Source organism: Corynebacterium tuberculostearicum (assembly GCF_032821615.1).
Taxonomy (GTDB): Bacteria; Actinomycetota; Actinomycetes; order Mycobacteriales; family Mycobacteriaceae; genus Corynebacterium; species Corynebacterium tuberculostearicum_H.
The window spans coordinates 376409-387680 of the sequence record NZ_JAVBIF010000001.1; the positions used below are offsets into that span (position 1 = coordinate 376409).

Annotated in this window: 9 protein-coding genes; all 9 read right to left on the reverse strand. The window is 58.5% G+C overall.

What is annotated here, in order from left to right; genetic code table 11:
* Positions 1 to 17: 17 nt before the first annotated feature.
* Entirely contained in the window at positions 18 to 2141 is a 2124-nt protein-coding gene (locus RAE09_RS01810; RefSeq protein ID WP_302258025.1) for a [protein-PII] uridylyltransferase, read from the reverse strand.
* Positions 2142 to 2147: 6 nt separating this feature from the next.
* A complete protein-coding gene (locus RAE09_RS01815; RefSeq protein ID WP_250410019.1) occupies positions 2148 to 2486 on the reverse strand; it encodes a P-II family nitrogen regulator in 339 nt (112 codons plus the stop codon).
* Between the two features lie 230 nt (positions 2487 to 2716).
* On the reverse strand, positions 2717 to 3085 hold the full coding sequence (locus tag RAE09_RS01820) for a Na+/H+ antiporter subunit G (RefSeq protein ID WP_005325266.1): 369 nt from the start codon (positions 3083 to 3085) through the stop codon (positions 2717 to 2719).
* A 3-nt stretch (positions 3086 to 3088) separates the two neighbouring features.
* Positions 3089 to 3379 carry a cation:proton antiporter gene (locus RAE09_RS01825; RefSeq protein WP_005325267.1) on the reverse strand — a complete coding sequence of 97 codons (291 nt, stop codon included), beginning with the start codon at positions 3377 to 3379 and terminating at the stop codon, positions 3089 to 3091.
* Positions 3376 to 3909: a monovalent cation/H+ antiporter subunit E gene (locus RAE09_RS01830; protein WP_005325271.1), complete on the reverse strand. Its 534-nt coding sequence runs from the start codon at positions 3907 to 3909 to the stop codon at positions 3376 to 3378. The genes RAE09_RS01825 and RAE09_RS01830 overlap by 4 nt, the downstream gene beginning before the upstream one ends.
* Positions 3910 to 5451: a monovalent cation/H+ antiporter subunit D family protein gene (locus tag RAE09_RS01835; RefSeq protein WP_316980796.1), complete on the reverse strand. Its 1542-nt coding sequence runs from the start codon at positions 5449 to 5451 to the stop codon at positions 3910 to 3912. It lies immediately after the preceding gene.
* Positions 5451 to 5927: a sodium:proton antiporter gene (locus RAE09_RS01840; protein ID WP_005325274.1), complete on the reverse strand. Its 477-nt coding sequence runs from the start codon at positions 5925 to 5927 to the stop codon at positions 5451 to 5453. The genes RAE09_RS01835 and RAE09_RS01840 overlap by 1 nt, the downstream gene beginning before the upstream one ends.
* On the reverse strand, positions 5927 to 8905 hold the full coding sequence (locus RAE09_RS01845; protein ID WP_316980797.1) for a DUF4040 family protein: 2979 nt from the start codon (positions 8903 to 8905) through the stop codon (positions 5927 to 5929). The genes RAE09_RS01840 and RAE09_RS01845 overlap by 1 nt, the downstream gene beginning before the upstream one ends.
* A 371-nt stretch (positions 8906 to 9276) precedes the next feature.
* Positions 9277 to 11256 carry a signal recognition particle-docking protein FtsY gene (gene ftsY, locus RAE09_RS01850; protein ID WP_316980798.1) on the reverse strand — a complete coding sequence of 660 codons (1980 nt, stop codon included), beginning with the start codon at positions 11254 to 11256 and terminating at the stop codon, positions 9277 to 9279.
* Positions 11257 to 11272: the final 16 nt, after the last annotated feature.

Sequence of the window (11272 nt, forward strand, 5' to 3'; positions counted from 1 at the left end):
AGTTCAACTATTCAATCTTAGTCCCTAGCCAGGGCCCTGGTCACATTCCCCACCACGGTAGCGCGAGAAACCTGCCCGGCGAGGTACACATTGACGATCATTGTCGCGCCCATAACCTCATGGCGCAGCCACACAAAGTCCGGCAGTGCCTCTACCAAGTGGCCTAAAGCGCCGATGCGCTCGACCGTCCGGATGACCAAAATACCGCCCACATCGAATGCCGCGGTGGTCACCTCCCCTGCTATGACCGGCAGCTCCGTATAAGTTCGTGAGTTATAGGACTGGATAAACCTTATCTCCTGCGCTGCTTCCTTTAGGGTCTGCTGCACCGTGCGGATGAAAAACTCCGCCTTATAGGCACCATCGTCCTCGCGAACGATATTCGCTCGCACGATGGTCCACCCCAGCGCCGATAACAAGGCGAAGATGCGCTTTAGCTCCCCTTGAGAGGTACCGCACCACGACACGCTGACTTCTTGGTCTTCCCAATCCACTTTGAGCGCAACGCCTTCGGTAGATAGGGGTACATGCACAGCAGGGCGGTCGAGAACACGCGGTTTGAGCGCCTCGAGTGCCCGCGCAACGATCAGCTTCTGTGCTTGCTCCACTCGCGGTGTCCACACGCCAGGCCCGGTCGATTGGGCATCCGCCTCTGCCAAAACCGCTAACAGGGAAATAGTTAGCTGATCATAATGCGCGGCAGCCAAGAGGGCGTCGCGAGCGCCATCGGAAGCCGGGTCCATCGTCGCCGCTAACCGCGCCAAGGTGGTATGTTCTGCCACCAGGGTTTGGGCGCGCGACCTATCGGCGACGCTCAACCGCATACGGGCTGCCTGACGGGTAATCATCTCCGCACCTACTTGGGCATGAGGGAGCCCGTAGCCCTTGCCTATGTCATGGTAAAGCGCGGCCAAAAGCAATAAGTCCGGACGAGCCACCGAGGTACGCATCTCCGCGCACCGCGTTACCGTAGCGATGAGATGATGGTCCACTGCATGGACGTGGCTGCGCTCGCGCGGCAATAAGCCGCGCACATGCCCCCATTCTGGGACTAAGCGTTCCCACAGGCCATAGCGGTCCAAGTCCTGTATGACGCGCGGCGTGCATCGCGGGGAGGACAAAATAGCGAAGAAATCATCCACCGCTGCCCGAGGCCATCGTGGCGGCAGCTCGGGCAGATCTTGGAGCTGGTGCCACGTGGACTCGGCGATGATATATCCCGTGCGTGCCGCGGCAGCCGCCACGCGGGTGAGCAGCCACGGGTCCTTTACATTTGGCTTGCGCGAAAGGAAAATACTGCCGGCCTCAGCCACGACGTCCACATCGAGCGGGCGGCGCCGACCCCGGCCGGACGCTGAAGCATTACGGCCTAGTACCCCACGGGCGGTTGCAAGGCCGCGCTCCACCGCCTTATTGACCGTGGCTGCCGCACTGACCAAAGCTGCCGTCAGTGCGTAGCGGCTTTCAAACCCCAGATCCGCCGCTACGTCCGCGGCGAACTCGGGATCCAGTATGTCCCGGTGGCGCCGGGCTGTGACGTGCAGGAGCGTGCGGGCGTCGAGAAGCAGCCGCTGCTCACCGTCCAGATCTGGAAAGTCGCACAGGTTTCCCAAGGCCATCGCGCGCAAGAGCTGAATATCGCGCAGTCCCCCGCGCCCATTCTTCAGGTCCGGGTTCGTCATCGCTGCCACCGCGCCCGAACGTTTCCACCGAGTAATCGCGGTATCCAAGAAGTCATCAAAGCCGCGCTGCAGCTGGCGCCGCCACGCCGCAAGCAATTGCGCCCGCGCCTCATCCACCAGGACCTTGCGTCCTGCTACAAAGGCCAAATCCAACTGGGCAAAGCCGGCAGAGGCATCCTCGGCGGCAATCGCCCCGCACTCTTGTGGGGTGCGCAGGGCATAATCCAGGCGGTACTTAGCATCCCACACGGGATACCACAGCTGCTCCACCAAAGCCGGATCTGGCTCGTGGCCTTCCGGATAGATGAGGATGACATCAATATCCGAGTACGGAGTCATCTCATTGCGGGCAAAGGAACCGGTGGCAGCGAGCGCGGTTCCAGGTGGAAGCTCGAGACTGCGCAATACACGAAGCGCCGAGGCATGGGCCTCGGCGCGAATCTGTGCGGCGGTATGCATGCGGGCTTAAAGTGCCGCCTCGCCGCGCTCGCCGGTGCGCACACGAATGGCATCTTCAACTGGGGTTACCCACAGCTTGCCGTCGCCGATCTTTCCCGTGTAGGCAGCATCCACGATGGCGTTAATGATGTCTTCGACGTGGTCATCGGCCGCAACAACCTCCAGCTTGACCTTGGGCACAAAGTCAGTGGCGTATTCTGCCCCTCGGTATACCTCGCTGTGCCCACGTTGCTGTCCGAAGCCCTGGCTTTCTGTAACAGTGAGGCCGCGTACTTCCTGCTGCTCCAGAGCCTGGCGGATGTCCGGCAGGGTGAAGGGCTTAACGATGGCCGTGATGAGTTTCATTGTTACTCCTTGCTAACTCTTCGGGGCGGGTCTAGAGGCACCGAATAACGTGCATCCATTCTAGCCCGAGCACAGCAATTGCTGTGCAACTTTTCCACATTGTGAATCCAGGGCGCTGGTGGGCTCAGAAGACCCCACTGTGCAACCAGAAAAGCGGCGAGCTGTTCTGTTCTCCCCGCAGCTACGCACAGGAGCAGAAAAGGCTCGCCGCCAGAAGGAGCTGAAGAAGACTAGATATCGTCTTCCTCTGCTTGCACGGTCTGAACTTCCTTATTGGTGTGCTTGGCGTGCTTGACGTCGGTGACGGTTACGCCATAGATGGAGCGGCCCAGATAAAAGGAACCTACCGAGCCGATGATCCATACACCGAAGCAGGCGATCAGTGCCTGGATGAGCAGCCACAGCGAAAAGCCATCGCGGCCAAAATCTACGACCAGCTTGGCCACGATAATCAGCGGTACCGCAAGTCCCACAGTGGGGCCCAGCAGGTTGGCCCGGGTCAAGGCATCGGGCGCTCGCCACAGAGACACCACCGTAGCGACCACCAAGAGCGTAGCGATGATAAGCAGAACCGAGGCGATAATTTCAGAAATGGCCATGGTTTATCGCCTGCCCTTCGAAATGATGCGGGCCATCGATAGCGTCGGTAGCACACCGGCGGCAATGGCTCCAAGGAGTGCAATGTAATACGCCATCGGGGCGTTATTGGTCATCGACCACGCCAAATACATGCAGATCATGCCGTAGAAAACGATATCCGAGGTAATGGCGCGGGTGAGCTCATCGCGCGTGCGAAGCGCCAGCAGCACGCCGCACCACGTGGCGACGCCCATGATGAATACGCATACAAATACGACCCAGCCGAACGGGGACAATGTGGCAAAGTCAATCATCGCTCGGTCTCCTTTCTGCGTTGTACGTTGCGGGCGCGGCGCTTTGGCTTTTCGACGTCCGCTTCGCTTTCTGAAAGCGGAGTGTCCTCCGCCCGTGCCAAGTCAGGCGAGCGCATATAACGACCGACGGACTCGAGCGGATACTCGTAGAAAGCCTCATCCAATTCTGTAGTCTCCCCTTGACCCGGGACGCCGTAATCGATGTCCTTAACCCGCGGGGCGAGGCGCTGTTCCATATCAGCAAGATCAGCGACGATTCCCGCCGGGTCAGATCCTTGGACTGCCTGTACTAGCACGATGCGGGGCAGCCCCTTGCGGGGCGGTTCGCGCAAACCGAGTGAGAGCGTGCCCGGGGTTGCGGTAATGGAAGACGTAAACCAGAAGATCTCCCAGGCGCTAGTCACGCGCAGTGGGTAACGAATGATAACTGGGTTATATTCGTTATCCGGTTTGAAGGCCGCCAGTGCCAAGCTAATGCCGGCGACGAAAATCTCCTTGATGAGCCACAATGCATACACAATTGCGTTCATTTAACGGCCCTCCTGGATTTCATCGATAGTGGGAACGGCAATCGGCTCGTCGCCCAAGACGGTTTCAGTATATGCGTTAGTGTCCAAAAGCTGCTCCGCTGCAGCATCCACGACATCGAGGACGATGCCGGAGAAGATGAACATGCACAGCGAACCAAGGATGAGAGCGGCGGATGGGGCCATGAGCTTTTTGCGGATGACCAGTTCATCCGGAACCTTGTCCTCCGGCAGGCCCTTGCCCCAGAAGACCTTGCGCCACACGCGCAGCATGGCCAAGAAGGCAGCGAAGGAAGCGATGATGATGGCCGCGATAGCAATCCAGGCCCAAGCACCACCCACGCGGGCGATCTCGAAAACAATCATCAACTTGCCCCACATACCCGAGAACGGTGGGAAGCCCACGACGGAGAATGCACCGGCAGCGAAAATCCACGCGATGATGGGGTCGCGGCGAGCAAGGCCGGAAAGCTTGCTGAGCAAGCCCGTGCCGTAGGTCTCCTCAATGGCACCAGAGGCCAAAATCAGCGAACCAACGGTCACCATGTGGTGAATCGTGTACATGATGCCAGCTGCCAGTGCGCGACGTGGGTCATCAGAGGCAAACGCAAGCATGACCAAAATGAAAGGCATGCCGTTGAGCATCTGGTAGCCGAGAACGCGGCGGATGGAATTTTCCGCTAGGCCGCCGAAGGCACCGATCATCATGGAAATAATCATGATGACGATGATCAACACATTCCAGCGCTGTTCCAGATCGAATAGCTGCACGTACAGGCGGTAGAGCATGTAGACGGCCACTTTGGTGTGCAAGCCGGAAAACAGGCCCATCACCGCGGCGGAGGTTCCTGGGTAGGTGCGCGGCAGCCACGACTGCACGGGGAACACGCCGGCCTTGGCGGTAATCGCAATGAGGATCAAGCCTGCTGCCACGGTCACCGGCCCATTGCCTGCCGCTGCGCCCTTCAGTGCGCCTAGGTTGACCGCACCGGTAACCGAATACATATAACCCACGCCAACAACCAACAAGGTGGAGGCGAAAAGGTTAACCAAGACGAAGGCACGGCCGGCTGCCAAGCGCGACCACGTACCAGACATGGTGATAAGGCCGTAGGACGGCAGAAGCATGACCTCAATGAAGACGAAGAAGTTAAAGAGGTCGGCGGTCAGCAATGCACCGCACACACCGGTAATCAAAATCAGGGTGAGCGATGGATAGTAACGAGACTTAGTCTCCCCACCCACAATGGCAAACCAGTTGGCACCAAACGCGACGATCATCGTAGTAATGATCATCAACGCGGAGAAGGCATCCGCCGCAAACGGGATACCCACATTGCCTTGGTAGAGGCCAACAGTATGGGCTACTACCCCATTGTTCATGGTGTAGATGAGCAGGCCCAAGCCGGCGAAAATTCCAACGCCCGGGATGATAAGCATGATGGAATCGCGTACCGCACGCCACGGTGCCAGCAGTGCGAAGGCCGCTGCAATCAGCGGGACCGCTGGAAATAGCGGAAGGAGTTGAGCTACAGCATCAGCCATTATTTGTCATCCTCCTTCTGTTGAGTTGCCCCGCGTTCTGCAACGGGAGTGTTGTGGTCAACCTGACCAATTCGGTCAAGCTGATTGGTGGATTCCTCCAAAATTTGGCGATTTTGGGCGTCGCGTCCCAAGGTCGAAAAGGCATGGTCGATGGTGTTGTCATCAACCGGCTCCACCACGTCGGTGTCGTCGTTCTTGCCCATGGCCGCCATCGTCAACAAGATGGTCGAGGTTGCCATGGAAATAACAACGGCGGTCAGCACGAAGGCCTGCGGCAGCGGGTCGGCCATCTGATCGTGCGGAACCTGGGATGGGAAGGACTCTCCGCGGTAGGAATACACGCCCGTAGCCAGCAGCATCAGGTTGGCACCGTGACCAAAGGCCATCATGCCCAGCACGATGCGTACCAAGCCGCGCTGCTGAATGAGATAGACAGCACTGCCGATGAGCAAAGCAATAGTCAATGCAAGGATCATTACTTCTCCCCTCCCCGGTTAGCCGCGGAGCGCTTATTCTTCCTCTTCGTCTTTGCTTCCGAAGGCGTCAGCAAGGCCAACGGATCGGTCGAAGGGTTGATCGGGTCTGGGTACGGATCGTCGACATCCTCGAGCGAAATGCGCGGAGTCGTAGGCAGCGCGGAATCATCATCATGGACCCATGGCAAGAAGTCGCGCTCAGTACCTGGGCGCAAATAGCCGCCCAAAGCGTTAATCGCCATGGTCAACATGCCCAGCACCGCTAGGTAGATGCCCAAGTCGAAGATGAGCGAGGTGGTCCAGTGTTGGCCAAAGGCTTCGGCATGGATGGCAGCCAGGAAGCCACCATTGCCAATGCCGTGGTGCAAGTAGCCCACAAAGCCGGCGATCAAGGCTGTGATGATGCCGATACCGGTCAGGTGAATCGGAGTCATACGGCCGAAAACAATTTCATCGGAGCCACGGGACAGATAGATAAGCCCGATTGCCGCGCCCATGATCAGCGCTGCGGGGAAGCCGCCGCCGGAGGCATTGTGCCCGCGGAAGAAAACGATGACGGACATAATGACCAACAGCGGGATAACCACGTGCACGCCCTTGCGCAATGGCACGGAGTTCAGCTGGGACTGGCCAAACGGCGCTGGGCGTGTACCTGACTTGAACGGGAATCGCGGCAACGTCGTGGTGATGGCTGCAATAACCACCGCAGCCATGCCCAGTACGGAAAGCTCGCCCAAGGTATCGAGTGCACGGAACTCCACGATGATAGTAGCGACAACGTTGTCGCCGCCGGTGATGTCCGGAGCATTGTCCAGGTACCACATGGCCAAATCGGAGCGCTCGTGTCGACCCATGAGTCCCCACACGCCCAGGAACGCAGCCACGCCGGCCAAGACCGCAATGACGATGGAGCCGGTCTTGCGGGATTTGTTCTTCACCGGATGGAAGGTTTCTGGCAGGTAGCGCAGCACCATCATCATGACGATGACGGACAGGGCCTCCACCATAAACTGGGTCAGCGCCACGTCAGGTGCGCCCAGCAGGAACATCTGCAGGGTCACGCCCGAGCCGGCAATGCCAATCATGATGGCACCGGTCAAACGATTCTGGGTGCGAACCAATCCAAACATCGCCAGAGCGATGATGCCCAGTGGCAGCAGGTCCCATGGGTTATCCAGACCATCTACCCGTGGTTGCAGCGCTACCCCGTCGACGCCATCGCGGATGAGGGTGGTGGCAGCCAGCACGATGATCAAAATGACAATCGGCAGCATGTGGCGGGACGGATTATGCGAGTCGGACATCTTGCCCAAGACGCGCCCCAACTGGGAGCAGCCCTTCATCAAGGAGTACAGCAAATCATTGCCGCTGCGCGGCATGAACTCGTGAGCTTCAAAGCTTTCCCACATCTTCTTGCGGGCAAAGATGCCAGCAATACCGAGGATGAGGACCACTAGCGAGATAAGGAAAGGAACGTTGAGCCCGTGCCAGAGGGCAAGGTGCGAATGATGCTCCAATCCCACGGCAGCCACTGCATCATCGATCGGGGCGTCAAAGAGCCCGAGCACAAATACCAGCGGCAGAGACATAAAGCCCGGCAAAGCTGCAGGTAGCCACAGCGACACTGGTGCTTCATGGACATCTCCCATGTCGCGAGGTCCGTCAAAGAAGGCGCCGAAGACAATCTTTGCGGAGTAAGTAAAGGTAAAGAAAGCACCAATGCCGGCAACGATGAGCAGGATTACCTGGCCCGCACCGCCAATCGGGGCGTCTTCAAACGCGGTGAGCATTCCTTCCTTGGACACAAAGCCCAGAAGCGGTGGCACCGCGGCCATCGAGGCCGCACCAATTACTACGGAACCAAAAGTCCACGGCATCTTATTCCACAGTGGTCCAAGGCGGCGAATATCGCGCGACCCAGCCTCGTGGTCGATGACGCCAATGAGCATAAACAGCGAGGACTTAAACAGCGCGTGCGCCAGAGTATGGACCAACGCTGCGGCGATAGCGAACGGGGTGCCCACGCCAATGGTGGCAACAATCCAGCCCAGATGGGAGACGGTGGAATAGGCCGTAAGCTTCTTCAGATCCGTCTTCTGCACTGCAAATACCGCGGACATCACCGCGGTGCCCATGCCTACGACGATGAGCAACCAATTCCACACCGCCACGTCGTGGAAGATGGTGGAAAAACGAATAAGCAGGTACACACCGGCCTTGACCACCGCTGCCGCGTGAAGGAAAGCCGATACCGGCGTGGCGGCGGCCATAGCCTCTGGCAACCAGAAATGGAATGGGAACTGTGCCGCCTTAGTAAAGGCGGACGCCGCAATCAACACGGCTACGGCTGCCGTTACCCCTGGGCGTTCCGTCCATACAGGGGACGCCAAGATCTCAGAAACGGTAGTCGTTCCGGTCACCGTCGCGGCAATACCCAAGCCGGTCAGCAGGGTCAATCCACCAATAAAGGTCAGGATCAGTGTGCGCTGCGAACCAGCCTCGCCGCCTGAACCGGAGCGAGCGATCAACATAAACGAAGCCAAGGAGACTAGCTCCCAAGCAAGGAACAAAACCACCACATCGTTGGCCAGAACCAGCAACAAGATGGACAGCGTGAACGCTGTCATCAAGGTATAAAAGCTGGTATTGCCCTCATTCTTGGGCAGATAGGCCGCCGAATAAGTGAAAACGACGGCGCCAATGACCAGCGCCAACATAGCGAAGAAGATGCTCAACGCGTCCCCGCGGAGAGCAAAACTTACGTCGACGCCTGGTGCGATGAAATCACGCACCCAAGTGGCGTGGAAACTTAATTCCTCCCCGGCTGCAATGGCAGGAAATTCCTTGGCGATGAGGACCGCTGCAATAAGAAAAAGGCCAGCTAGTGGATAGCCTGCCTTTCGGTCAATAACCTTTACGGTTACCGGTGCCAAGATCACTGCCAGCGCCGCGAGGAGGACTGCATAAAGTAGCGTCACGAAATACTTGCCTCACGAACCTTGGTCTAGGTTTAATGCGAATTTCGCATTAAATACAGCCCTTTCAGGCTACCATTCCCGCCAAGGTCAAACCACATTGCAGCATTCCCCTACGCTTCATAAAAGACAAGCACAACCGCCACAATTACGCTCGCAGGCAGAGAATTCACAGGCGCTCAGCAGGACTTATTCCCGCGCCAATTGCATAGGCCTTTTTGCATAGTCTGCGAACCGACAGCGAGATGAGAGCGAAAAGAATTCGCGAGATTACTGCACGCTTTAACTCGCCCATGAAAACGAAGGACTCCCCCAGCACACCGTGGTGCACGTACGTGGCACCCGATATGCAGGGGGAGCTACAAGCTTAGCTACTACTTCTCACCCAAGAGGGCATCGACGAAGCCTTCAACCTCGAACGGCGCGAGATCATCGGCGCCTTCGCCCAAGCCCACAAGCTTGACTGGTACGCCCAATTCTTCTTGTACCTGGAAGACGATTCCGCCCTTGGCAGTGCCGTCCAGCTTGGTGAGAACCACACCGGTAATATCTACTACCTCGCGGAAAATGCGCGCCTGAGTAAGGCCGTTCTGCCCCACCGTGGCATCCAATACCAGCAGGACCTCGTCCACATCGGTCTTCTTCTCCACCACGCGCTTGACCTTGCCCAGCTGGTCCATCAAGTCCGTGGAGGTGTGGAGGCGGCCTGCGGTGTCGACCAAGACCACATCTACTTGCTGTTCCACGCCGGTTGCTACCGCGTCGAAGGCTACCGATGCTGGGTCAGCGCCTTCCTTGCCGCGCACGGTATCGGCGCCAACGCGGCGACCCCACGTCTCAAGCTGATCAGCGGCCGCAGCACGGAAAGTATCGGCCGCACCCAAAAGGACCTTGTGGCCCATGGCTACCAGCACGCGAGCAAGCTTGCCGGTGGTTGTGGTTTTACCGGTGCCATTGACACCGACGACCATCACGATGGCCGGCTTGCCCTCATTCGGCATGGCCTTAATGGAGCGATCCATCTCTGGGTGGCCTGCTTCAATCAGGCATTCGCGCAGCATGGCACGTGCCTCATCCTCGCTGGAGACGCCGCGCTCTGCAATCTTCTCGCGCAGGGAATCGGTCACCTTCATCGTGGACTTGGTACCCAAATCCGCCATGATGAGCGTGTCTTCGACTTCCTCCCAGGCGTCTTCATCCAGATCGCCTGCGGACAAAATTCCCATGAGCCCTTGGCCGATGGCATTTTGCGAGCGCGAAAGGCGCCCGCGCAAACGGCCAAGACGCCCACCGGCGGGTGCGATATCATCCTGCGGAGCTGGCGCTGGAGCAGGTTCGCCCTCTGGAGCCTCGGTCTGTTCCTTGGCAGCTTCGGCTGCACCGGTTTGCGCCTCGGCAGCAGCTGCGGCCTCTTCGGCCTCCTCGCGGTCGTCCACCCGCTCCTCGATGTCTTCCGCATCATTGTCTTCAACAACCTCGTCGAAGACTGGGGACTCCTCTTCTACCTCGGCATTTTCCACGGAGACAACGTCTTCTGGATCTTCTGCCTTTTCGGAAGCTGCCGGCTCTTCTGCTTTGGGTGCAGCTTCTGGTTGCTCAGCCTTTTCTGGGGCACGGTCCGCCTGCGATTCTTCGCTTTCCGACGCCCCAGCTGCCGCACCCGCTACGCCTGCCGCGCCAGCAGCAGCCGCCGCCGCAGCGCCAGCTCCCTTGGACTGGGATTTGTCTGCCTTATCAGCGGAAGATTCTGCCGCTTGCTTCTTCTCCTCCGCTGGCGCTTGGGCCTGGGCCTGCTTAGAAGGCTCTGCCGGCTTGTCGGTCTTCGCCGGCTTCTCCTGCTGAGGTGCCGTCTTGGTTTCTGGTTCCTCTGCCACAGACTTGTCTGCCATAGGCTTGTCGGCCACGGGCTTGTTTGCCGCGGCATCAGTCGTGGGCTGAGCAGACTGTGGCTTATCAGCCTGCGGCTTAGCCTGTGCCTGCGACTTTTCCTTAGACTGTGAGGTCTTGCCGCTGAGCTGCTCGTTGGCGATGGCGGTAGCATTCGGCTCTGCCTTAGCGGCCTGCTGCGACTGAGCGTGTTTTTCTGGGGCAGGCTTGTTCGCGCCGGGTTTGTCCGCCTGAACCGGGGCTTTCTGCGCTTCCTTAGCGCCGCCAGCAGGAGCGAATTTAAAGCCGGACTTGGCTTGATAGTTGCCGGACTTTTGCTCCTGGGTCAGCTGCTTCGGTTCTTCCTCAGCAGGCTTATCAAAGGACACCTTCTTGGCGTCGCCGCGCTTTTTGCCGATTACTACGAAAAGAATAATCAGCACGATGACGACGATCGCAATGCCGATCCATAACCATAAAGAATTCATGCCTCTATAGTGCCAG